Consider the following 24461-nt stretch of genomic DNA (forward strand, 5'->3'; position numbering starts at 1 on the left):
TTAACTATATATTGTGAATATTATATTAATTTGCTACTTGAGTTTACTACAAATTTGTAAAGATGTTCAATGTTGCAATACTAACTATATTTCCAGAGATGTTTCCTGGATTTTTGAGCTGTTCCCTTGCTGGAAAAGCATTGAAGAAGAAAATATGGGATCTTGAAGTGGTAGATATTCGTTTTTTTGCTAAAGATAAGCATTTAACGGTAGATGATGTTCCATATGGAGGTGGAGCAGGGATGATTATGCGCCCTGATGTAATTGGCGATGCAGTTGATAATGTGCTTTCTGCTTATAAAAATACTAAATTTGTTTATATGACCCCATCTGGCATAAAATTTAATCAAAGCATTGCAAAAGAATTAATAAGATTCCCTCATGTAACAATATTGTGTGGTCGATTTGAGGGTATTGACCAAAGAGTGATCAATGAGTATACTCCTTATGAGTTAAGTATTGGAGACTATATACTTTCAGGAGGTGAGCCAGCTGCGATGGTGGTTCTCGATGCATGCATCAGACTTCTTCCTGGCGTAGTAAACAATTCCAATAGTATTACTGAAGAAAGTTTTAGTTATAGTAATGGTATACTTGAGTACCCTCAATATACTAGACCTAAGCAGTGGAGAGGACATAAAGTGCCTGAAGTTCTGTTGTCTGGTAATCACAAAAAAATAAGTAACTGGAGACAGAAACAGTCTTTCGTTTTAACGAAAAGGTGTAGGCCTGAATTATTAGATGGAGAGATAAATGACAAATTTACTTGAGAAGTTTAATAAGCAACAAATGAAAGTGTTAGCTAAGGAAGTGCCAGAATTTCGTCCTGGAGATGATTTGAAGGTCATTTTTAAAGTAGTTGACAGTGCAAGTGAACGTATGCAGATGTTTGAGGGTGTGTGCATATCGAAAAGAAATCGTGGATTGCATTCTTCTTTTGTGGTTAGAAAAGTTAGTCATGGAGAAAGTATAGTATCTCAATTTTTTATTTACTCTCCTGCATTGGTTTCGGTGCAGGTAACAAGAAAGGGGAAAGTTCGTAGAGCGAAACTATATTACTTGTGTAAACTGTTTGGAAAGGCTGCAAGGATAAAGGAGCGTGCTACTTACAAAAGCGGTAGGTCTAAGTAGGTGCAATGGAGAGTGATATCAATGGTGCTATCCCAGTGTCATGCACTGGGATCTGGATATAAAAGCATTTGCAAATCATGCAATGAGCAGCAGACTTTAAGAACATACATAAAAAACAATGTCCATGATGAAATAAGCTGGATTTTAGTATTAGCTACTTGCATAACATCAATTACACACTGGAACAACAAAAAGGGACTAAAAATACGAAGTAGATGAGCATAAAAACAAAATTTCTTAAACTGCTTCAGTCGAAGCGTGTGCACGCTCGCATAAAAAGAAAAAATAAAAGAAATAAAACATTGTGTTTCTGTTCTTTTATGACATTAGTTATTTCTCTTGGTTGTCCTATATTCATATTGCTGAGTGTATTGATTAACTCTTATAGCGCCTTAACGGTAACGAAAATTTTATTACCAATCAAAATAAATGCTGATTTTGCTTCGATAGATAATCCTAATGATTTGCGGTATAAATCCATCGACTTACTTAATGATTCTCTGTGTGAGGTATTTAGAGGAACTGATTTCAAAAGTGGTGACGAAATTTTAAGTCGTAATTCTTACAAGGAGCTAGGGGAATTTTTTCGTAGAAAAGTGAAGCATAGTGGTAAGTACGAGGTCTGGTTTACTGCATCAAGTATAATCAATTCAATAAATAAAAATAAATATTTTAATAGCCATTATGCTGAATTACTTGATTGGCTAAAAGAAAAAGGGAGAGTGAAAAAGTTCTTTAATAAGTCTTTATTTCTTAAATCTGATTCTCGCGAACCTGAAAATGCAGGAATTTTAGGATCGTTTATTGGTTCATTAATGACTATTGTGGTATGCCTAGCTTTAGCATTACCAGTAGGAGTTATGTCGGGTATCTGTCTTCACGAATTTATGCCAAAGAGTAGTATAATAACTAACGTTGTAGAGATTAGCATAAATAATCTTGCTGCAGTACCTTCGATAATATTTGGTGTGGTAGGCTTAACTCTCTATCTTGGTATATTTGGGTTACCACGTTCTTCGCCACTCGTTGGTGGAATGACTCTTTCATTTATGATGTTACCTAATATTATAATTGCAACAAAAAATGCTTTTGCGAACGTTCCTATTGCAATAAAAGATGCAGCTTTTGCTCTTGGAGCTCCTCACATCAAGGTAATATTGGACCACTCTTTACCGATTGCGTTACCAAGGATAATACACGGTACCATGCTTGCAGTTGCAAGAGTTCTAGGCGAGTCCTCTCCTTTACTTATGATAGGCATGGTAGCGTTTATCGCTGATACACCTACATCCTTTTTCGATCCGGCGACTGTTTTGCCTGTACAAATATACATATGGTCAAGTAGTCCTGAAATTGCATTTGTTGAACTTGCTGCTATTGCGATTATAGCTTTGTTGATAATGTTGTTTGCTCTGAATTTAATAGCAAATTTTGTAAAAAGAAAATTTGAATTCTTTAATTTTTAATTCATGAAAATTATTGTCTTGTCTGGTTATGGTTTAAATTGTGAAAAAGAAACTGCATTTGCATTTATAGAATGCAGCGAAAAGCTTGGTATCAACACTGTAGAAGTGAAAATCGTTCACATTAATGAGGTCATAAATAATCCAGGTGAACTAAAATCGACTAATATACTTGTGATTCCGGGAGGTTTTTCCTACGGTGATAACATTGGTGCTGGTAGTGCTTTTGCTTTGCACATTAAGAACAACTTATTGGATGAGTTCCAAGATTTCTTATTTCAAGATAAACTTGTTATAGGAATATGTAATGGTTGTCAAATATTAGTAAAGTTAATACCAGAATTCTCTAACTTAGCTTTAATACGTAATGATATAGGCAATTATCAATGCCGTTGGGTTAGAGTGAAAGTTGACCCGCAAAGTAATTCTGTTTGGCTACGTGGTCTAAATGAATTATATCTTCCTATTGCTCATGGAGAAGGCAAGTTTTTTATGAATCAGGATGTTTTGAGTCAATTGATCGAAAACAATTCCATTGCGCTACGTTACGTCGATGAAAATGGTAAATATGCCAACTTGCAGTTTCCTTGTAATCCGAACGGATCTACGTACGATCTGGCAGCTTTATCAGATAAAAGTGGTAGAGTGTTAGCTTTAATGCCTCACCCAGAAAGGGGAATATTTTTTACTCAGCAGGACAACTGGCCGCTTGAAAAAGAGAAGTGTAAGCGCTTAAAGTCCGCTGTGCCAAAGTATGGTGATGGAATTCTTATATTTGAAAATGCATTGAAGTATTTTGCATAAGCGTTGTAGTAAGACACTATGTTAAGTAATAAACGTTTTCACTCCAGTGCTTTTTAAGCCATGAAAAACTACTTGACAAGTTCTTCCAGCCCCATTAATTGATGGTATCAAAGCTATTGTTTAACTTCCCAATCTGAGCAGATTAAAACAACAAGAAAGCTTGTATTTGGTGTGCTATTGTTTAATTTTTTGCACTATGTGCACCTTATGTCTTTTACATTGTTGTCTACATTACCAGCTAGTGCTGTGGCCACGCTTGTTTAAGCGCTTAAAGACATTAAAAACGCCAACTGATAAAATGATAGTGAATAACTAACTACCACAGGGTTTCCTTTATCTTTTTTTTGTTTAGTAAATTTCTTAACGTTTATAATTTAGACTAGTTGCTGCTCAAAGGTAACTGAGTCGAGGTTATTAGACGTTTAGAATAAAAAAACACCATGTTTGAAAGTTAAACGTAAATAACTAGCCAACCAGGGGGCTTCTTTTGCCTTTTTTCTTACTTGGTAAATTTCTTAATATTTAGATTAGTTGCAGTTAGAGAGGTGTCATCGCAGTATATGACACCGTCCTTTTTCCTAGATTACAGCTTCACATGCTGGAATGACATCATAAAGGCTTGTATCTATTTAAATGATGCCAATATTATCATTCACCCTGCTGTAACGCAGGGAGTTAGTACAGATCAGTCTGTAAGACTAACGTTCTGCACATCCATAAAAAACAAACCTTCTTTTTCATCTTGAACGCTGATAATTGTGTGACTGTTAAGGGGTAAAGGGTCATTTATATGTCCATGGCCTACTCCTTTTATTGTAAATGCAGGAAAGTTGACACTTTTTGCAAATCTCTCTTTTACAACTTCAACAAGATCATTGTTGCCGGAGTTAGTAAAATTACCAAAAATTACTGCTTGCACTTCATCAAGAATATGAGCTTGCTTTAGGTGGTCTAAACTGCGCTCCATTGCATATGGGTAGACTCTTATATCTTCTAAAAATAGAATTTTGCCCTTTGCATTTACTTGCCAAGCAGTCCCTATACTATTTTCAACTAAAGTCATATTACCACCAACGATTTTGGACTCTAACCTGCCATTTTTTAGTTTGATGCCATTATTGATTATCTTTAAGTTATTAAATCTGATAGAGCTTCGTTTGTTCAGAATTAACTCTCTTAATTTTTCAACGGAACTTTCAGAAACGGAGTTATTTACTATCATTTCCAACGTGGTACCGTGAAGGGTTTGCCAATCGTATTTGACTTGTAGATAAATATGTAAAGCGGTGATATCACTATAGCCTATAAGAGTTTTCTTGCTTTTATTGTGGGCAATTCTTTCTTTTTTATCACTGGGCAATCTTTCTAGATAAGGGATTAGCCGAGAAGCCCCTTCTCCTCCTCTAATGCACCAAATTATTTTGCTATCATCGGTTAGGGCACTAATCAAATCATTTGCTCTGAATTCATCAGAGTTGGAATAGAATGGATTATTGTTACTATATATTTTCTCCGAAATATGAGGATTAAAATCCAAAGCCTCTATATATTTTTTTATAGTAGTCAGATCTGACTCTTTTCCCTTGGAGGAAGGGGCAATAATATCAACTTGATCGATCGCATAGATACCTGTGTTAGCGCATAAAATAAAAATGATGTATAAAAGGTAAGCGATAGCGGAATGCATTAAAATATCTCATAAAACTCTTTTTTTAGTATATCGTCCAATTCAGAGAGTGAAACTTCAACTTCCAGTTTTTTCATTGACGTAACGCCATACTCTTTCAGCCCACAAGGAACAATACCCTTGTAGTGAGAAAGTTCTGGAGAAACGTTGAGTGCTATGCCATGGTAAGTTACCCATTTTCTTAAGCGAATACCAAAAGCTGCTATTTTTTCTTCTACTCCATTATTGTTCACCCAAATACCTATTCTATCTTCTTTGAATTCTCCAGATATGTTAAAATGCCTTAAAACATTTATTATCCAATTACTTAGGTTTCTAATATAGAGTTTTATATCACATTTATTTCTTTTTTTAAGGTTTAGCATTAAATATATAATGCGCTGCCCTGGTCCATGATATGTGTACTTACCGCCCCTGCCTGTTTTATATACAGGAAATAATTCTTCAAAGATATCATCACCTGTTGCACTAATTCCTGCTGTGTATAGTGAAGGATGCTGGAGTAGCCATACTAATTCATCAGATGAATTATTGTGAATTTGTTGAATTTTTGCTTCCATGAATTTTACGGCATAGTTATAATCAATAAGCTGATTAGATATTAGCCATTCTGTCATGTTCAATTTCTTTACTATCTAAATCTATTGATATTGTTCCAGTGTTGGCTACCTGGATGATATCTTTCCTGGTAATGTCAATTGTTAACATTACATATCAATTCTACTACAATTTCGATTTTTTTCAATAAACAGGAGGAAGTATAAATCTCAATATTTTTCAAAGAAGAAAGACACATAAATATTCTGCTTTGTAGCTCATAATGGAGCCAAGTTGGAGTTAGCGCAATTATGTGGGTTTTGCTGAAGAAGGTTACGTCAAAAATGTTATCGCCTTTCGGGTAATCAATATGGTTGCAAATGCTGCATCTTCGGTGTCCTTTGTTCTCTATCATCTGACTAATCAGGAAAAGTCACAATTGAAAGTTCACCCATTATTGAAGTTACTTTACTGCCCTAACTCAATAACATCAAAATCAGAATTTTTTGAGGGAATCGTGACTTATCGATTAATTAGCGGCAATGTTTATGAGCTGATGATTTGTTCGAAAAACAATAGGAACCCACCAGCAAAGCTTTACCTTTTGCATCCAGGTAGAGTTGAGATTGTTCAGAAAGAAATAACGTTCCTTATACATATCGCTACATTGTAAATAATAACAGTTATGACTTTAAGGTCAATAAACTAACTGGACGTTCGGCAGTGCTGCATCTTAAAACCTTCAATCCTTTGAATGATTGGTATAGACCGTCACCGATTAAGGCAGCTGCGTATAATATAGATCAGCATAACTAAGCCGGCGCTTGGAATCAGGCTATGCTGCAAAATGGGGCAAGACCAAGTGGTGCAATAATTGTGAAATTGGCAAAAGATTGAAGTGGTGGAAATTTAAGTCAAGAGCGATACCAGCGCTTGAAAGAGCAGATATACGATCATTATTCAGATCCTGTCAACGCTGGAAGACTTATATTGCTTGAGGTAGGCTTGGAATGATAGGAGATTAGCTTATTACCAAGGGATATGGATTTTATTGAGTACTAAACACAGATCAGCTTGCGATATTACTCTGGCTTTTGGTGTTCCATCGCAATTGCTTGGCATACCGGATGATAACACTTACAGCTATTTAGTCGAAGCACGCCTTTCCCTTTGGGAACAAACGGTTTTACCAACACTGAAAAATGTTGTCTATCACCTGAACTCCTGGCTAACACCAAAATTTGGTGAGGGTCTGTGCTTGTCATATGACAAAGATACCATAGAAATTTTCATAGAAATAAGACAAAAGTTGTGGAAATAAGTAGAAAACGCAAGCTTCATGACACTCAACGAAAAGAGAAAAGCATTTGGCCTGTCACCACTGCTAAGTTGTGATAAGTTGGATTGAAATTTGACATATAGTATTAAAATGTATTAAAATCGTTAATAAGTACTTAATATTTATGTTGAAACTTTTTTGATTCTTTTTAATAGAAGAGAGTTATGTCAAATACAGTGCAGGAAAAATTAGGTAGGTTTAATGAAAAATAATGAGATAAATTTGTGAAAAATTCCACTGATGAGAAAAAGAAAGAATTAAAAGCAGTAGAAGAAAAATCTAGGATAAATAAAGGGAAAGATATAGAATTTTGAAAAACATTTTCATGATAGAGGGCTGCACCCTCTTAGAGAGTTTAACAAAGCAGGAGAGAAAGAAACAGGTTGCAGTTTAGGATTTCAAGCAGAGCACCAGTATGGTGAAAGCGATAAAGCAACTTTTATGGTTAAGTCTGTTTTGACCCATACTTTGAAAGGGAGAAAAGCAGTCTAAATTAAAACAATTCAAAAGTCCTTTTATGCAGGGTCAAGAAAAGCTATGAATCTACAGAACTCTAATTTAAAGAATAGTCAAATAGATGATCTTATTGATCCACTCGGCAACAAATAGAGAGTAATATATGTTACGATGGCTTAAATGTTGCTGACTTTATTAGGTAATATATTACTGGTGATTTATATAAGCTGTTTTTATATGATAGAGCTCAGGTTATTGAGTTAGTAATAAATAATAATTTGCCAGAAAAAAGATTCACTGAGGGTAGTGATAAATTTAAAGAATGCATTGAGCAAGAGAAAAATCAAGGTCAGCTTCACCTGAAATCAAAGTTTTTGGATAAGTTTACAACATTAGTGAATCTTAAGGAAGAAGGTGAAAATTAATAAGATGCAAGAGGTTTTTAGAAGATATTAGCTGCTCAAATATTACTTGGAGAGTGTGATATTACGCAACCAGAAATTTTGGTGTAATAGAAAAGGAATATTAAAATGCAAAAGGTGAAAAGGTAAAAGAAAAACTCTGGGCAAAATTGATCATAGTAGGTCATTTTATCTAAGCTGTAGCGATGCCGGAAGTTATTTAGAAAACTTTTGTGTTTCTCTGTATACATTGCAGAGTTGTGGTATAAAGATAGATTTAAGTAAGTTATCAAAAGAACTAAGTAAGTTTATTGACTTCTGTAATAAGAACAAAGAAAAATTTGAAGCTTTAATAGATAGAAAGGCAAGTAGTTTAAATCATATATTGAATCCTAATATGGAATTTGAACTTAGGTATATTGATGGATACAAATTTCACAACAAGAACTTTAAATGTATAGATGGGGAGTTTAAAGGTTAAGAAGTGCAGTTTTTAACTGCTTTCGATGGCTCTCCAGATACTCATTTAAGTAGTTACTTTAAGCAAAGGTTAGAAACTTAAGTTGTAATGGCAAGAAATCTTGTTGGAGCATTGAAAAATTTAGATAAAGTTGAAAAGATTTATAGTTACATAATCAAACCTTTACTCTATCTATTAGTTCCAACGTTAATAGCAGCAATATTTACGAGTGGAGCTGTAGGTACAGCTTGTACTACAGCTGCAGTGGTAACAGGAATGTGCGTACTTGCTGGAGTAATAACATATACTTATCTTTATGTTTATGCATTAAATAGTTGCAATAGCAAAATTGACAGCCCAAACGCTGAGCAACCTCGAGTAATTAACCAGGCTCTTAATTAAAGTAATGGATATAGGCCCACGGTGGCCTATACTTAAGAGCAGTTGTGCATAGCATAGAACGGGCAGCGGAATAGTAAATTTTCGTTTACAGATATTCAATAAGTCTTGTAAATAGCACTTTACTTTAAGTAGAATGTGGATATCATTTAGAATATATTTTTAGAGTTGGTAATGTCAGAGGTTGTGGGTATAGATGTAGAAATCAAAGGGCAAAGTTCTGTGTGTAAGCAAATGTGTTTTAGTGTGAGTTGTTCAAGTCTTTTAAATACATTATCCAGAGTAAGCGGAGTAGTTGAAAGGCGCAATGCAATAGATGTTTTGGCGTGTATAAATATCAAAGCACAATATGGCAGCATAAAACTGAAAGCTACTGATCTTGATATTTCTATATTTGCCTCACTTGCTGCGAATGTATCAAAGGAAGGAGAAGTAAAAATCTCAGCACATACTTTGCGTGATATAGTGAAGAAATTGCCAACCGACTTGGATGTCACTTTTGAAGTGAACGATCAAGGAAAACTATTGATATCTTGTGGAAATGCAAACTTTTCTTTACCAAATATAGTTTCAAGCAACTTTCCTGTTCTTGAGGAAGGAGATTATAAATATGATTTCACTCTGCTGAGTACAGTCTTAGTAGACTTGTTAACTAAAACAAAGTTTGCTGTATCACTAGATGATACGAGGTATAATTTAAATGGAATATATCTGCATACAGATGAGCAATTTCTGTGCTGCGTTGCAACCGATGGTCACCGTTTATCGTGTGTAAAAAAGCCTAAGCCTGGAAGTGTCAATGGCGAATTTGGTGTAATCATTCCACGGAAAACTGTCATGGAGTTATTAAAAGTATTGGATGACTGTAATGAAGTTAATATAAAACTTTCAGATAGAAAAATCAAATTTACATGCGGTGAGTATATTCTAATATCAAAATTGATAGATGGGACTTTTCCAGATTACAAAGCTGTTATTCCAATGTCTCAAGATAAACAAATGATTGTTGAAAGTGGTAAGCTTGCTAGCGTTATAGATCGAGTTTCCGTTGTTGTATCTGATAAAATAAAGTCCATTAGGTTCTTGTTAAAAGAAAAATTATTAACTCTACATTCAAACTCTCAAGAGTGCAGTGATGCAACTGAATCCATAGAGGTAGATTATAATGAAACTCCTATGGAAATAGGATTTAATTCACGCTATTTGCTTGATGTTTTGTCTTGCATAAAAAATAAATGTAAGTTTAGCTTATTAGATGGTAATAATGCTGCAATTATCTTCGATGAAGATGATCCAAGTGCATTATATATAGTAATGCCAATGAGGACTTAAGCTACTCATTAGTAATCTATCTTTACCAAGTATAAACCACAAGGCGGTGCAGTAACGCCAGCGGCATTTCTTTTACATTGGTTTAGTATATTTAACATTTCTTGTGGATTAGTTCTATTTTTTCCAAATTCGACTAAAGTGCCTACAATGATTCTCACTTGGTTATGTAAAAAGGAGATTGCAGATATTTTGATATATATATGGCTCCCATTTTGTATTATATCGATATCATCGATTGTTCTTATAGGATTTGTAGCTTGACAACCTTTTGAACGGAAACTTGAAAGGTTGTGTTTTCCAAGTAGATACTTAGCAGCTTCACACATGATGTTTACATCAAGTGGGTTGAACACTTGCCATACATAACCAGCTTCCAGGGCTACAGGAGCATAGCGATTAGTTATTCTGTATTCGTAATGTCTTTTTTTTGCTGAGAACCGTGAGTGAAAAGCGTCATCCACAACTTCTGCATTTAGCACAGCTATGGGAATTGATTTTAAGTGGTAATTTATTGCGTTCCTTACTCTATAGAGCTCAAATTCTCTTTCCATGTCAAAGTGAGCAACTTGTTCTAAGGCATGAACTCCTGCATCAGTTCTGCCACCACAGTGCAAAGTAACTTTCTCACCGCTAAAATTGAATATAGCATTTTCTATAATCTCCTGGATTGAGTTAGCAGAGTGTTGCTGCTTTTGCCAGCCAGAAAAATTACTACCATTGTACTCTATCGTTATTTTGTATCGCACTGTAAAGTCTATCTAACTCTCTACCTTAACTAGGATGTAGTCCGTTTGATTTAAGCGAAACTCAGTGAGCAGTTACGAATTTTTGTCGTAAACAAATTTTGCTACTTAGCAACCAGAGCTAAAAAATATTGATTCCCTTCTCTTTTAGGTGCTAATTCTATCTTTGCAATATCTTCAGTATCTCTAATTAGCCGTTCTAGTTTTTTCAGCCCAACATCAGTGTTTATGAGCTCTCTACCTCTAAATTTCATTGTGACTTTGATTTTATGTCCATGTGTAAGAAAATCCCTTGCGTGACGCAATTTTGTTTCATAGTCGTGATCGCCAATATTGGGACCCAGCTTAATTTCCTTTATAGTGAACGTTTTTTGTTTCTTTTTTGCTTCACTTGCCTTCTTTTTTGCGTCATACCTTTGTTTGCTATAGTCCAGTATTTTGCACACCGGAGGGATTGAATCAGGCGCAATTTCTACCAAATCTAAACCGACACCCTGAGCAGATTCCAAAGCCCTTGCTATTGACACAATTCCGACCATTTTGCCATTCTGATCAACTAAGCGTACCTCCTTGGATGTAATAAATTCATTGATCCTATATTTTTTGGTTTGCAAATTTTATCTCCCTTAACTTAAGTTAATACTTTTTAATATCAATTCAGCAGCTTTTTCATAAGAAAAAGACTCCTGTTTTCCTGACCCTAAATTTCTCACTGCCACAGCTTTACTTGCAACTTCATTTTTGCCTACAACCCATAATATAGGGATCTTATTTGAACTATGCAAGCGTATCTTGTAACTAATTTTTTCATTGGTTAAGTCGGTCTTAACTCTAACGCCTTGTTTTTTTAAAGTATTGCAAATTCCTGTAGCATAATCGTCGGCTTCATTTGTAACGGTTAGAATGGCAAGTTGCGTTGGAGCGAGCCACAGTGGAAATTTTCCTGCATAATGCTCTATTAAAATTCCAATAAAACGTTCAAAAGTTCCAAGAATTGCCCTATGTAGCATAACAGGGTGGTGCTTTTGTCCGTCTGCTCCTATATAAAAAGCTCCCAGACGTTCTGGTAAAATGAAATCAACTTGCAACGTCCCACATTGCCAATTTCTACCTATTGCATCTTTCAGAACAAACTCTAACTTTGGACCATAGAATGCGCCTTCACCTGGGCTCTGTTCATAACTTAAACCCGCTTCTTTAACGGCTTCAAGCAGCGCTTTTTCAGCTCTATCCCAAACTTCATCATCTCCTGCTCTAACATTTGGACGGTCTGAAAATTTCACAGAAATTTCATTGAACCCAAGCTCTGAATATACTTCTTTTAAAAGGTCACAGAATCTTACAGTTTCGGAATTAACTTGTTCTTCCATGCAAAAAATGTGTGCATCATCTTGCGTGAAACCACGTACTCGCATCAGCCCATGCAATGAACCTGAGCTTTCATTCCTATGGCACGTACCAAATTCTGCCATACGTATCGGTAAATCGCGGTAGCTTCTGGTATGAGAATTAAAAATCTGCACATGGCAAGGACAGTTCATAGGTTTTATTGCTAGCTTTTTACTCTCAAGTTCATCAACGATAAACATGTTTTCACGAAACTTATCCCAATGCCCCGATTTTTCCCACAACTCCTTGCTTACTAAAATGGGGGTTCTTACCTCAAAATAACCATTATTTATTAATTTTTTCCTTATATAAGATTCAAGGACATTATATAAAGTATATCCCTGTTCATGCCAAAAAACTTGGCCCACAGCTTCCTCTTGAATGTGAAACAAATCCATATCCTTGGCGATTTTACGGTGGTCGCGTTTTTCTGCTTCTTTCAGACATTCAAGATAAGTGTTTAATTCATCCTTATTTCTCCATGCAGTGCCATATATTCGCTGCAACATTAAACCTTTAGCATCGCCACGCCAATATGCTCCTGCAACTTTCATGAGCTTAAATGCTTTAACTCTGCCAGTTGAAGGGGAGTGCGGACCACGACACAAGTCGACAAAGTCACCTTGTCTATAAACAGTTAGATCTTCACTCTCTGGTATGGAAGAGATAATATCAACCTTATATTTTTCACCTATACTGCTAAAAAAGTCAATTGCTTGCTTACGAGTCCAAACTTCTCGAACAAATCTGTGGTTACTTTTTATAATTTCTTTCATTTTCCTTTCTATCGAAGCGAGGTCGTCTGTGGTAAAGGCACGATCTGTAGCAAAATCATAGTAGAAGCCGTTCTGAATTGTTGGACCGATAGTAATCTGAGTATTAGGAAAGAGTTCTTTCACTGCTTGAGCCATTATATGAGCAGCATCATGCCTTATTATATCCAAACCCACTTCGTCACTGAGCTGTATCACCTCTACTTCTGTGTCAGATTCAATTTCACGTGAGAGGTCATATAACTCACCACTTATCTTTAGAGCAACTGCTTCTTTTAAAATGTCTGATTTTAATATATCAAAACCAGTAACTCTGCTGCTGTATTCTTCCACTTTTTGTTCGGCTGGAAAAGTAATCTTAATCATAAATAGACCTATATGAACATTTAGCTTGAAAGTAGCTTGCTTTTTCCAATGGTGTCATCCAAGCATCACGCTACTTGGATGACACAAAAAGACACTCGAATAACAAAGGCTTAATATTGTAAATTTTTAACATTAGTAATACGGTCTGTTCTTTTTCAACCTAAGTGCAATTGCTTCTTCCCAAATTTCACCATTACGCAATAACTTGTCTTTATTGTACATTAGCTCTTCTCTTGTTTCTGTTGCAAACTCAAAATTAGGGCCCTCAACAATTGCGTCAACTGGACATGCTTCCTGGCAAAGCCCACAATATATGCACTTTGTCATGTCAATATCATAACGTGTAGTACGACGACTTCCATCTTCTCTTTCCTCTGCTTCAATAACTATTGCTTGGGCAGGGCAAATAACTTCACATAATTTACAAGCTATACAGCGTTCTTCGCCGTTTTGGTACCTGCGCAGCGCATGCTCACCACGAAACCTTGGACTTAGAGGGCCCTTTTCCATAGGATACCTCAACGTGACCTTCGGCTTGAACATGTATTTCAATGTAATAGTAAACCCTTTAATCAACTCTACGAAGAACCAATACCAAGCTAATTTTTTGAGCATAAAGTATTTAAAGCTTATGTTGGTAATTATAAATCATATTACCAATTTTCAAAAGGCTTTTTTTCTTGTATTCAGTTCTCAACTTTGCACTATATTCGGTCGGGTACCTTCATCCCTACCACATTATACCCTGAATCAACGTGTAAAACTTCTCCCGTAGTTCCGCTACTTAAGTCACTTAATAAATACAGCGCTGCTTTTCCAACATCCTCTATTGTGGTATTGCGTCTAAGTGGAGAATTATTTCTGTTCCATTCTGATATGAAGTGAAAATTGCTTATCCCAGAAGACGCTAAAGTTCTGACTGGACCTGCAGAAATTGCATTTACTCTAATATTTTGTGGCCCTAAGTCACATGCTAGATACTTTACACTTGCTTCAAGTGCTGCTTTACATAAGCCCATGACATTGTAGTTTGGCATAACCTTTTCAGCACCATAATAAGATAAAGTAAGCAAACTACCGCCATTTGGCATCATTTTTTCAGCTCTTTGTGCTAAAGCAGTAAAAGAATAGCAAGATATGTTCATCGCATTTTGGAAATTATTCAGCGAAGTATTGACATACTTACCGCTCAATTCTCTCTTATCAGAGAATGCGACCGCATGTACTAAAAAGCCGAGAGTGCCCCATTTTTTCTCTATTACTTTAAAAACGTCATCTATAGTTTTTTCATTTGCAACATCACAGTTTAGTACTAACTCCACATTTAATTCAGTTGCTATAGGTAATAACCTCTCTTTTACCATTTCATTTTGGTAGGTGACTGAGAGTTCCGCTCCGTGCTCTGAAAGAGCCTTTGCTATGCCATACGCTATCGATCTCTTGTTTGTTATTCCAGTTATTAACCCCTTTTTACCTTGTAATAAATTCGTTGCCATATGATACCCTCTGTTTTTTACAATTTGGAGTATTGATTAAATAAAGTCAAGATATTAACTATATTTAAAAACATTTTTTGAGGTTAAAAGTAGTTATTAGGTATATCAACCTTACAGCTAGATATAAGTTTGGAGTAAAATAAAAAAGCCAAAAATCTTTCAAGGCTCTTGTTTTTCTCCTTAAAGCTATACAAAAATAACAAACTCCTTTATTTAGAGCTGAAGTTTTGCTATTCTCACATTTTAATAATTTAAAATTAATGAATATAAACAAAAATGAGTTTTTATTTCTTCCACTTGGAGGAGTCGGCAGAATTGGGATGAATGTTAGCTTATATCATTACCAAGGCAAGTGGATTATGATTGATCTTGGTATTGGTTTTGCAGATGAAACTATGCCAGGTATTGAGCTGTTAATTGCTGACTTAAGCTTTATTGCTCAAAGAAAAAAAGATTTGCTTGGAATAATAATTACACATGCTCATGAAGACCATTGTGGTGCAGTGCCTTACTTGTGGGAAAAGCTGCAATGTCCTATATATACAACAAAGTTTACGGTTAATTTTCTCAAGGAAAAGCTAAAAGAGTTTCGATTGAAAGATATGGTGCCTGTAAAAGAGGTAGATATAAACGGCAGCATAAACTTAGGTCCTTTCAACATTGAGTTTATAAACATAACTCACTCAATTCCTGAAGCACATTCAATATTAGTTAGCACTGGCGTAGGCAGCGCACTCCATACTGGCGATTGGAAGTTTGACCCAAAACCTGTTATTGGTTCAACTTCTAACGTGAGTCGTTTAAAGGAAATTGGCGGTAAGGGTGATCTACTTGCAGCAATTTGTGATTCAACAAACATATTAAGCAAACATAACCCTGAGTCAGAGGGTGAAATTTATAACAATATTTATAACATAATAAGGCGTTCTAAAAAACTAGTTGCTGTGTCACTGTTTGCTTCAAATGTGGCGCGGATTGAAACGATAAGCCAAGCCGCGAAGGCGCTGAATAGAAAAGTAGTTCTACTTGGAAGGTCTTTGTGGAAAATAGTAAAAGTTGCGCAAGATAGTGGGTATTTAACTAATTCTGCTCAGTTTCTTGAAGCAAAAGATGTGGCAAATTTACCAAGGGAAAAAATATTATTGATCTGCACTGGTTGCCAAGGTGAACCAATGGCAGCAACTTCAAAGCTTGCTAATAGGAGTCATCATGCATTTAAAATGCAACAAGGCGATACAATGATTTTTTCTTCAAAAATCATTCCTGGTAATGAAACTCGTGTACACAATATATACAATGCCTTCATTGAGATGGGAGTAGAGGTTGTTACTGAAAAAACAGAGCATATTCATGCTTCTGGGCATCCAGTAAGAGCAGAGCTAAGAGAGATGTATTCTTTGATAAAGCCTAAAATGTCTATTCCAGTTCATGGTGAGTATATTCATACGCACGCACATGTAAAGTTTGCTAAAGAGTGTGGTGTGGAAAAAGCAATAATGGTTGCACCAGGTGATATCGTTAATTTGGAGAGCGGAGAAAAAATTGATTCAATTGATGTTGATTACTTTGGTGTTGATGGTATATTGCTACGTTATCCGGAGAGTAGTGTAATAAAAATGCGCAGGAAGATGAGGGATGCTGGAGCTATTGTAGTGACAGCGGTTGTGAACAAGAAAAATAAATTGCTTGCTAAACCAAAAGTGTTTGCACCTGGTGTTTTTGAAACGATAGAAGATGCAGCTATCATACAGAGGATCATAAAAACAGTTGAGTCAGCGTTTGGTTTGCAATCAATGAAAAAAATAAGAAATAAGATTGAGAGCTCAATATTTAGTATCTTAAGGGAATATTTACTAAAAAGACCTATAATCGAGGTCCAAATAGAACAGGTATGAAATGAATGAAGTTATTCCTTCAGCTAATATTACTTCTTTCGTTATTTATTCCTTATTTTACTAAAGCTGCTTTATATGTTGACGTAAGGAAAAACAGTGTTGGTAACATCAGCCTTGTTGTTTCCAAATGTATATGTAAAACAGAGCTAGAAAGTGAATTAAGCGAAAGTGTTACAAAAATAATTGAGACAAATTTATCTGATAGCGGCTTATTTAGTGTAAAACGCGGCACAGAAACTGAAATCACGTCGTCTAAACCTTGGAAAGGCGATACATTAGTCAAAGTAAGTTTAAGCGAAGTATCAAATAAAGCCTTAAAACTATCGTTTCATTTGTTTGATACTCTCACAGAAAGAGAGTTATTTGCCCAGTCAGTTGTTTTTCTAGCAAAAGACTGGAGAAAAATTGCCCATCTTATTTCAGATTCAATATATGGTAGATTAATTGGTGAGAAGGGGCATTTTAGCACGAAGATAGCGTACATCGCCGAAGAAAAAGATGGTAATTACAAATCCATGCGCAAGATTGCTGTTATGAATCAAGATGGAAGTGATATAAAGTATTTAACAAACGGCGATAAATTTGTGTCAACACCAAGATTTTCACCGAATGGAGAAAGCATTGTTTATATCTCGTATCTGGATGGTAGAAGCTACATAATATTGAAGAATTTGAAAGATAATACTGAATCAATAGTTAGTGCGTTTGAGGAGGTTATCTCTGCTCCGAGATTTTCTCCTGATGGCAAATCTCTTTTGATCTCTCACTCATCTAATGGTGAAACGAATATATTGTCTTTAGATTTAGATAGTAAACGTACAAAAAAAATTACTAGAAGTTCGGCAATAAACACTTCTCCCTCCTTTTCTCCAGATCAGAAATATATGGTCTTTAGTTCTGATGTAAGTGGAAGTCAGCAACTATACATAATTGACTTTACTAAAAAAAATGGAAAACCCAAAAGGATTAGTTTTGGAAGTGGGAAATATGCTACACCTGTTTGGTCACCAAAGGGGGATCTTATAGCTTTTACAAAGATCCAGTCAGGAAAATTCTACATAGGAGTTATGAAACCAAATGGCAAAGAAGAACGTCTACTTTCAGAGGGACATAAAATTGAATCTCCAGCGTGGTTACCAAATGGCAGGGGAATCATTTTTACAAAAACAGAATCACCAAGCAACTCTAAACTATGTTTAGTGGATCTAGTAAAGAACAGTCACAAAATAATTTCCACCCCCACAAATGCCTATTTACCAGATTGGTCTTATTTTTGAATTACCTAAGCTACACACTGCTGATTACCACCGCACCGATTAGCCGCTGCATCGACAAGATACCCCGCTGCACCACCTAATATAGTACCAGTAATTCCTGATAATACAATAGTTGCAACTACTCCAACAACAGCAATTTCAGGTATAATTTCCATTGCAGCAAGAATTGCCCTATAGCGCCAAACAATAACGCTAGAACTATAATTGGTTATCTTCTTTCTGAAGATTGTTTTTGTGGAGAGCTATATTTTGTATATAGGTGGCCAAGAGCTTTTTTTGGATATGAATTATTGTTAATTGCGTTTTCTTTGTGTTCATTATATAGCTTTATAAGCTCACCTTTCTTTTTTGGGTCGGTATGTTGAACAAAACGGTCAGGATCAGTACCTGAATTCAATAATAATTTTACAATTTCAATACAGTAATCAGTCTACGTGCTATCATCCGTGGCAATATGATGTAGCATCATACCTTTTGTTGCATCAGATAAATGCGGTAAGAGAGCTTCTACCGCACTCTTAATTATATTCTACGATTGCAATAGGGTTTAACTTTTCGGCTTTAGCGCCATGCTCAGGAAGTGCATTAGCAATGTCAATTTTATTTTCTTTTAAGCATAATACAGTGGTGGATGGGTATTATATACATTAGGATCTGCTTTGTGCTTTAAAAGCACATTTACAACATCAAGGCTCCCTAGTTGACGCGCAACACATAAAGGCGTACCTATAAAGTTCACTCATAATATTCACATCTATGTCTGGTGTAGAATTGTTAGCACTATTATTTTGATAAAACTTCTTCTAGAAGTTCTATCCAACCGGATTTAGGTCATTACAAGCATTTTTTGCAATATAGTGCAATATTGACTTACTAGTAAGTATATTGCAAAATTTGATTTGTGTGTTGATGTCTCGAACTTGTTCTAACAGAGTTTTTGTTTTAGTTAAATCTTGTCTGTAAGGGCTTAAAATAAATGGTACTCTTCCTTTTTTAAATGCAAGCCGTAGTATTTTTTGCAACTTTCGTACAACCAATTAGCCCAATCATCATTAGGTTGTTGACGTATGAATTCCTCCTTGATCTCGTCTATTAATATTCCATATGCTACCATTATTTCCTTGGATTTTTCCATTTCTTTATCTTTCTTTTCTTGGCTTTCATCTGACCATTTGTCAGGATGTCATTTTAAGTATAAGCTTGTGATATGCCTTTTTGATCTCTTTTTCATCCGCATTCTTTGATAATCCTAGCACTTTAAGTGCCTCTTTGCGTGTTTTTGGAATCATACCTACTCCCTATCATTTTGACATGTCCACTCAAGAAGCCAAAATAAAAAATTAGAGCCTAGGGACAAATTTGCCAAGTACTGGAATGGCGTTTTTTTATGTTTTAATAACCACTACTTTTAAATTGCAAATAAAGGCATTGAGGAATTCACTAAACAAAAAAAAGACAAAGAAACCCCGAGTAGTGAGTTTTGACCATATAATACTTTAGATTGGTATTGTAATAATGTGCTGACGCTTAGTTTAAGCGCGATTTGGCTGGACATGGAAAAATTTAAAAGACAAGCAGCCTTAATAATTTGATGTAATCTGCCAAAAAATACCCTGAGTTTTGCTGTTGAACCTGCAGGTCAAAAATAAGTGTTCAAAAACACCCTTAATGCTAAGTTAATGAGGCTGGCAAAGCTTGTCAAGTATTTTTAGTTCTGTTTTCCTATTTTCAAATCATAATGTTCATGCAATTGCGTAATCTAAGTTGCTTTGGCTACAAACGGACCTTGTTTTAGCCACGTATTTATATAGAATTAAAATAAATCAGAGCCACAAATTAGATGTTAACAAGATTCGCTCCAAGCCCAACTGGCTATCTCCATGTAGGAAACATTCGCACTGCTTTGGTTTGCTGGATGTACACACGTAGTCAAAACGGAAAGTTTCTACTTCGTTTCGATGATACGGACCTTCAGCGTTCAGACGTCAAATACATAGATAGCATCATGCAAGACTTGAAGTGGGTTGGTATAGATTGGGATTCAAATTTTAAACAATCAGAGCGCTTTGAGCGCTACAACGAGGTGTTTTTGCAGTTAATAAATGAAGGGCATATTTATGCATGCTATGAAACAAGAGAGGAATTAGACATTAAACGAAAATTGCAATTAAAACAAGGGCTTCCTCCTGTTTATGATAGAGGTGCGTTACTTCTAACTGAACAAGAGAAAATTCGTTATGAGCAGGAAGGACGAAGGCCATATTTTAGATTTAAATTGGATAGAAATGAAGCTGTCAAATGGAATGATGAAATTAAAGGTGAAATAAATATTGCAACAAATCACACCAGCGACCCTGTGGTAAAAAGAGAAGATGGAATTTACACATACATGTTACCTTCTGCTGTTGATGATGTTGACTTTAATGTAACCCATGTTGTACGTGGAGAAGATCATGTAGCTAATACCGCGGTACAGATACAAATGATTCAGGCATTGAAAGCGAAAATTCCTATGTTTGTTCATCTTCCTCTTCTGCTGCGTTTTGGTGATAGCAAGATATCGAAACGAAGAGGTGGGCTAGATATTAAGTCAATAAAAGAAGATGAAATAGAACAGATGGCGCTCACTAGTTATTTAGCGAAACTTGGAACATCCGATCCAATCGAAGCTTATGTTGACATGCAATCTTTGATTGACTCATTTGACATTAAAAAATTTAGCTCAGCACCTGCGCAATTTAGCTTGAGTGAAGTATATAAGCTAAATAGCAAAGTTCTGCAACAAATGTCATTTGAAGTGGTGAAAGAACGTTTAAATCAAATAGGAGTGAACTCTCCAGAGTTTTGGTATTTTATTAGGAACAATATAGAAAGATTTTCAGAAGTTGCTAAATGGTGGCAAATATGCAAGTCCAATGTAGAGCCTGTGATTCTTGATAAAGAGCTTATAAAGATCGCGCTCAATGCATTGCCTCAGGGTGACTGTAGTGAAAACACATTATCGGAGTGGGTCAAAGCTATTCAACAAACAGTGGATGTAAAGGCAAAAGACTTATTTATGCAGCTACGTTTAGCCTTAACGGGCACGAAAACAGGTCCAGAACTCGCTAAGTTATTAATTTTTATCGGCAGAGAAAATATCATTGTAAGGTTAAGGGAATATTAAAATTACTATAACTTAAGGCTTCAGATATGAAACACAAGTGAAAGATTGTTTTGCTGACGAGTGAAGGGTGTGGAAACTATAAGGACCTGTTAAAAATCTTGGAAGGATGAGGTGAAGTAGGCATAGGTTAAGAATGAGGTACATCTACGCGGAAAAGCTATCCAAAATTTAGGTACTGCTGAAAGAAAGGACTATGATACAGGTAAAAAGATTTCAGGTATATAGCTATATTTATCACACTGCTACAGCTGAGGGGGAAATAGAGTCTCCGGCCTTAGACATATTTTCTTCAGTGGAACCAGGGTATTCAATTTTTGCTGTTGACACTACCTTTTCTCTACTCTCTGTTTTAAATAGAGTGACCCCCTGAGTGCTACGTCCTGCAATTCTGATTTCACTGACCGAGATGCGAATTAACTTTCCTTTATCTGTAATGAGCATTATATTGTCACCCTGTTCGACTGGAAAACTGGCAACAACATTGCCATTTCTGCTAGTGGTAAGAATATTGGTAATACCGACGCCGCCTCTATTGGTTACTCTGTACTCATATGCAGAAGTTCTTTTACCAAAGCCATTTTCAGTAATAGTTAATATGAACTCCTCATTCATTGCAAGTTTTAAGAATAATTCGTTATCTATTCCCAAGTCGTTCAAAGTCTTTTCCAATTTAGAATCAATTAAGTTATTGATTGCAGCTTCTAGCCTTTTTGCAAGTGGAACCTTTAAGTAAAGTTCTTTTGTTTCTGTTGTGATGCCTATACCGTTTAGTATTGTCATGGATATCACGCTATCATTCTTCGCAAGTTTAATACCTCTTACACCATCTGAGTTGCGGCTTTTAAATTGACGCACATCGCTTAAGACAAATCTGATACTTTTCCCAAGCATTGTTGAGAGTAAAACGTGATCAATTTCGTTGCATACTTTAACCGATATTAATTTATCTCCTTTATCGAGTTTTATTGCTATTTTCCCATTGCTTGGAATGTAGTGAAAGTCTGCTAAGGAATTACGCCTTATGTTCCCATAAGCAGTAGCAAAAACTATGTTTTGATTTTCATCACTCTCACTTGGTAGCGGCATGATGTTAGTTATAGTTTCACTTTCAGTAAGAGGAAGTATATTAACAAGCGCCCTTCCACGTGCAGTTGGTTCTGCAAGAGGTAACTTATAAACTTTTAATCTATATACTCGGCCAATGCTAGAAAAGAATAGAAGGCTAGTGTGAGTATTCCCAACAAATAATTTTGTGATTACATCCTCTTCTTTTAACTCCTGTCCTAGTTTTCCTTTTCCGCCACGACGCTGAGTTCTATAGTGAGAGAGCTTCACGCGCTTAATGTAGCCATTCATAGTTACGGTTACCACCATATCCTCTTGTGGGAGGAGATCCTCAGCTTCAATGTCTGTATCTGATTCTTCTATTGCAGTTTTTCGCGGTACGGCAAATCTGTTCTTTATTTCTTGTAAATTATTTTTTATTTCTTTCATCAATTTTTCTTCTGAGCCAAGAAAAATAATGTATTCTTTTATTAGGTCGATCATTGAGTTTAACTCAGTTTCTAATTTGTCTTTTTCAAGGGCTGTTAAGCGTTGCAACTTTATGTCAAGAATAGCTTTCGTCTGTAGTTCAGTTAATTTGTAAACTCCATCTTTCAAAAAGCTCGTGCTATCTGAAATTAATCCAATAATTGTGTTTATTTCAACTGAAGTTTTCCATTCCTTGTTTAAAAGCTCTCTGTTTGCTTCTTCAGGATCTTTTGCGCCGCGGATGATTTTTATCACCTCATCTATGTTCAAGACTGCAATGTAGAGTCCTATATATATGTGAGCTTTTTCTCTCGTTTTTCTTAGACGAAATTCTGTTCTCCTAATTAATACTTCTTTTCTAAAATCAACAAAAGCAGCTATGATCTCTTTTAATGACATCAAAGCAGGCCTGTTATTATTGAGGACTAAAGTGTTAACACTGAAACTACTTTTTAAAGGAGTTAGTCCCAATATTTGGTTTAATGTAAAATCTGCTGCGGTATTCTTTCTAAGATCAATCACTATCCTAATACCGGACTTATCGGACTCATCCCTAATTTCTGTTATGCCATCAATTCTCTTTTCCTTTACGAGTTCGCATATTTTTTCAATTAATTTTACTTTATTTACTTGGTAGGGTATTTCATCAATAACTATTGCTTGTTTATCTTGTGGCAGGTCTTCTATATGAGTTTTACCTTGCACAACAATTGAGCCTCGACCTGTGGCAAATGCTGACCTTATTCCAGACCTGCCAAGAATAGTTCCGCCGGTTGGAAAATCTGGTCCTGGTATTACTTTAAGCAATTCATCTAAAGTTACTTCAGGATTATCTATGTATAACACACAAGCATCGATTATTTCTCCAAGATTATGAGAAGGAATATTAGTTGCCATGCCAACTGCAACACCACTTGCACCGTTTACCAGTAGATTTGGAAATTCTGCAGGCAGTACAGCAGGCTCTGTCTCATTTCCATCGTAATTTGGCCTGAAGTCAACTGTATTTTCATCAATATCATTCAGTAAAAAGTGCGATACTCTTTGAAGTCTTGCTTCTGTATATCGCATTGAAGCTGGTGGATCTCCATCTATCGAGCCAAAGTTACCTTGCCCATCAATAAGTGGTAAAAGAAGAGAAAAATCTTGAGCCATTCTGACCAAGGAGTCGTAAATAGCCATATCACCATGTGGGTGATATTTCCCCATTACATCCCCGACTATACGAGCTGCCTTTTTATATGGCTTACCAGCATCGAACCCAGCCCTTGACATTGCATATAATATGCGCCTATGAACAGGTTTTAATCCATCCCGCACATCAGGTATAGCACGACTTATGATTACGCTCATTGCATAGGAGAGATAGGAATCTTCCAGCTCTTTTGCTATTGAGACTGGTACTATATTGTCTTGCATTTTCTATATTCTGATCAAAGTAATTGTAATATTAACATTTTGTTAAGCAAATCGTCAATGAGAAATTAGGCTGCATTTGGTTCTACTTTTTGTTTACAATAATAATATTGAGCTATAGAATTACATTAAAGGGCGATTAGCTCAGCTGGTAGAGCATCTCGTTTACACCGAGGAGGTCGGCAGTTCAAGTCTGTCATTGCCCATGAATATTGATCTAGCATATCATAAAACCCACCACAATAGCCTATTTTACCCCTTTTCCTGAACGGGTGCCTTATTTATTGTCTCTCACATCGCTTAGCTGAACGTACAATGGAGTCAACTTAAGGGAAAATGTCAGTGATTGTACATAAAATTTCTCTCTAAAATTTTTACCATTAAATTATCCAAAAGCT

The 24461-nt window shown here is 35.7% G+C and carries 24 protein-coding genes, 1 tRNA gene and 1 pseudogene; 13 read left to right on the forward strand and 13 right to left on the reverse strand.

The genetic code is table 11. The features are described from left to right. Nucleotides 1-62: 62 nt before the first annotated feature. From trmD to QUS22_RS02970, 4 genes are all read left to right on the forward strand, one after another. Nucleotides 63-770 carry a tRNA (guanosine(37)-N1)-methyltransferase TrmD gene (trmD, locus tag QUS22_RS02955; RefSeq protein WP_289513494.1) on the forward strand — a complete coding sequence of 236 codons (708 nt, stop codon included), beginning with the start codon at nucleotides 63-65 and terminating at the stop codon, nucleotides 768-770. Beyond that, nucleotides 754-1131, forward strand: a complete 378-nt coding sequence (rplS, locus tag QUS22_RS02960) for a 50S ribosomal protein L19 (RefSeq protein WP_289513495.1) — start codon at nucleotides 754-756, stop codon at nucleotides 1129-1131. The genes trmD and rplS overlap by 17 nt, the downstream gene beginning before the upstream one ends. Nucleotides 1132-1346: 215 nt before the next feature. Continuing rightward, nucleotides 1347-2597: a PstA family ABC transporter permease gene (locus QUS22_RS02965; protein WP_289513496.1), complete on the forward strand. Its 1251-nt coding sequence runs from the start codon at nucleotides 1347-1349 to the stop codon at nucleotides 2595-2597. A 3-nt stretch (nucleotides 2598-2600) separates the two neighbouring features. Beyond that, nucleotides 2601-3398, forward strand: a complete 798-nt coding sequence (locus QUS22_RS02970) for a phosphoribosylformylglycinamidine synthase subunit PurQ (RefSeq protein ID WP_289513497.1) — start codon at nucleotides 2601-2603, stop codon at nucleotides 3396-3398. Nucleotides 3399-4083: 685 nt separating this feature from the next. Here QUS22_RS02970 and QUS22_RS02975 read toward each other — a convergent pair. Next, nucleotides 4084-5085 (reverse strand): LD-carboxypeptidase, encoded by a 1002-nt coding sequence (locus tag QUS22_RS02975; RefSeq protein WP_289513498.1) that lies wholly within the window; start codon nucleotides 5083-5085, stop codon nucleotides 4084-4086. Next, complete coding sequence (gene lipB, locus QUS22_RS02980; RefSeq protein ID WP_289513499.1) at nucleotides 5085-5702, reverse strand: lipoyl(octanoyl) transferase LipB; 618 nt, start codon at nucleotides 5700-5702, stop codon at nucleotides 5085-5087. The genes QUS22_RS02975 and lipB overlap by 1 nt, the downstream gene beginning before the upstream one ends. Nucleotides 5703-5905: 203 nt before the next feature. Between lipB and QUS22_RS02985 the strand changes: the two are divergent. The 5 genes and pseudogenes from QUS22_RS02985 to dnaN all read left to right on the forward strand — a co-directional run bounded on the left by QUS22_RS02985 (nucleotide 5906) and on the right by dnaN (nucleotide 10009). Next, nucleotides 5906-7030, forward strand: a pseudogene (locus QUS22_RS02985) (phage portal protein). Between the two features lie 665 nt (nucleotides 7031-7695). Beyond that, complete coding sequence (locus tag QUS22_RS02990) at nucleotides 7696-7842, forward strand: hypothetical protein (RefSeq protein WP_289513500.1); 147 nt, start codon at nucleotides 7696-7698, stop codon at nucleotides 7840-7842. Nucleotides 7843-8068: 226 nt separating this feature from the next. Further along, nucleotides 8069-8299 carry a hypothetical protein gene (locus QUS22_RS02995; RefSeq protein ID WP_289513501.1) on the forward strand — a complete coding sequence of 77 codons (231 nt, stop codon included), beginning with the start codon at nucleotides 8069-8071 and terminating at the stop codon, nucleotides 8297-8299. 87 nt (nucleotides 8300-8386) lie between these two features. Further along, entirely contained in the window at nucleotides 8387-8680 is a 294-nt protein-coding gene (locus QUS22_RS03000; RefSeq protein WP_289513502.1) for a hypothetical protein, read from the forward strand. A 171-nt stretch (nucleotides 8681-8851) separates the two neighbouring features. Then, complete coding sequence (dnaN, locus tag QUS22_RS03005) at nucleotides 8852-10009, forward strand: DNA polymerase III subunit beta (RefSeq protein ID WP_289513503.1); 1158 nt, start codon at nucleotides 8852-8854, stop codon at nucleotides 10007-10009. An 8-nt stretch (nucleotides 10010-10017) separates the two neighbouring features. Here the strand turns inward: dnaN and truA are convergent, their stop codons facing one another. The 5 genes from truA to QUS22_RS03030 form a co-directional block, all read right to left on the reverse strand. Continuing rightward, nucleotides 10018-10755, reverse strand: coding sequence for a tRNA pseudouridine(38-40) synthase TruA (gene truA / locus QUS22_RS03010; RefSeq protein WP_289513504.1), 738 nt, complete (start codon nucleotides 10753-10755; stop codon nucleotides 10018-10020). Between the two features lie 101 nt (nucleotides 10756-10856). Then, nucleotides 10857-11366 carry a translation initiation factor IF-3 gene (infC, locus tag QUS22_RS03015; RefSeq protein ID WP_289513505.1) on the reverse strand — a complete coding sequence of 170 codons (510 nt, stop codon included), beginning with the start codon at nucleotides 11364-11366 and terminating at the stop codon, nucleotides 10857-10859. A gap of 12 nt (nucleotides 11367-11378) precedes the next feature. Then, the gene (gene thrS / locus QUS22_RS03020) at nucleotides 11379-13280 is read right to left on the reverse strand and encodes a threonine--tRNA ligase (protein WP_289513506.1); all 1902 of its coding nucleotides are present in this window, start codon (nucleotides 13278-13280) and stop codon (nucleotides 11379-11381) included. A 132-nt stretch (nucleotides 13281-13412) separates the two neighbouring features. Continuing rightward, complete coding sequence (nuoI, locus tag QUS22_RS03025) at nucleotides 13413-13895, reverse strand: NADH-quinone oxidoreductase subunit NuoI (RefSeq protein WP_289513507.1); 483 nt, start codon at nucleotides 13893-13895, stop codon at nucleotides 13413-13415. Between the two features lie 89 nt (nucleotides 13896-13984). After that, nucleotides 13985-14776: an enoyl-ACP reductase FabI gene (locus QUS22_RS03030; protein WP_289513508.1), complete on the reverse strand. Its 792-nt coding sequence runs from the start codon at nucleotides 14774-14776 to the stop codon at nucleotides 13985-13987. Nucleotides 14777-15036: 260 nt separating this feature from the next. On the opposite strand from QUS22_RS03030, the gene QUS22_RS03035 reads away from it, so the two are divergent. Together QUS22_RS03035 and QUS22_RS03040 are read left to right on the forward strand one after the other, a co-directional pair. Continuing rightward, complete coding sequence (locus QUS22_RS03035) at nucleotides 15037-16671, forward strand: ribonuclease J (RefSeq protein WP_289513509.1); 1635 nt, start codon at nucleotides 15037-15039, stop codon at nucleotides 16669-16671. 5 nt (nucleotides 16672-16676) lie between these two features. Continuing rightward, on the forward strand, nucleotides 16677-17948 hold the full coding sequence (locus QUS22_RS03040) for a protein TolB (RefSeq protein ID WP_289513510.1): 1272 nt from the start codon (nucleotides 16677-16679) through the stop codon (nucleotides 17946-17948). 5 nt (nucleotides 17949-17953) lie between these two features. Here the strand turns inward: QUS22_RS03040 and QUS22_RS03045 are convergent, their stop codons facing one another. The 5 genes from QUS22_RS03045 to QUS22_RS05510 form a co-directional block, all read right to left on the reverse strand. Then, entirely contained in the window at nucleotides 17954-18103 is a 150-nt protein-coding gene (locus QUS22_RS03045) for a hypothetical protein (RefSeq protein WP_289513511.1), read from the reverse strand. Nucleotides 18104-18156: 53 nt separating this feature from the next. Further along, complete coding sequence (locus tag QUS22_RS03050; protein WP_289513512.1) at nucleotides 18157-18345, reverse strand: hypothetical protein; 189 nt, start codon at nucleotides 18343-18345, stop codon at nucleotides 18157-18159. A gap of 213 nt (nucleotides 18346-18558) precedes the next feature. After that, the gene (locus QUS22_RS05505; protein WP_353477719.1) at nucleotides 18559-18687 is read right to left on the reverse strand and encodes a hypothetical protein; all 129 of its coding nucleotides are present in this window, start codon (nucleotides 18685-18687) and stop codon (nucleotides 18559-18561) included. Nucleotides 18688-18915: 228 nt separating this feature from the next. Continuing rightward, the gene (locus QUS22_RS03055) at nucleotides 18916-19083 is read right to left on the reverse strand and encodes a hypothetical protein (RefSeq protein ID WP_289513513.1); all 168 of its coding nucleotides are present in this window, start codon (nucleotides 19081-19083) and stop codon (nucleotides 18916-18918) included. Between the two features lie 40 nt (nucleotides 19084-19123). After that, nucleotides 19124-19237, reverse strand: a complete 114-nt coding sequence (locus tag QUS22_RS05510) for a DnaJ domain-containing protein (protein ID WP_353477720.1) — start codon at nucleotides 19235-19237, stop codon at nucleotides 19124-19126. A 551-nt stretch (nucleotides 19238-19788) separates the two neighbouring features. Between QUS22_RS05510 and gltX the strand changes: the two genes are divergently transcribed. Then, a complete protein-coding gene (gene gltX / locus QUS22_RS03060; RefSeq protein WP_289513514.1) occupies nucleotides 19789-21114 on the forward strand; it encodes a glutamate--tRNA ligase in 1326 nt (441 codons plus the stop codon). A gap of 234 nt (nucleotides 21115-21348) precedes the next feature. Here gltX and gyrA read toward each other — a convergent pair whose 3' ends face one another. Then, entirely contained in the window at nucleotides 21349-24066 is a 2718-nt protein-coding gene (gyrA, locus tag QUS22_RS03065; RefSeq protein ID WP_289513515.1) for a DNA topoisomerase (ATP-hydrolyzing) subunit A, read from the reverse strand. 130 nt (nucleotides 24067-24196) lie between these two features. Between gyrA and QUS22_RS03070 the strand changes: the two genes are divergently transcribed. After that, nucleotides 24197-24269 (forward strand) — tRNA-Val (locus tag QUS22_RS03070). The last annotated feature ends 192 nt before the right edge of the window (nucleotides 24270-24461 follow it).

This window comes from Wolbachia pipientis, from assembly GCF_030373985.1.
Classification (GTDB): domain Bacteria; phylum Pseudomonadota; class Alphaproteobacteria; order Rickettsiales; family Anaplasmataceae; genus Wolbachia; species Wolbachia pipientis_D.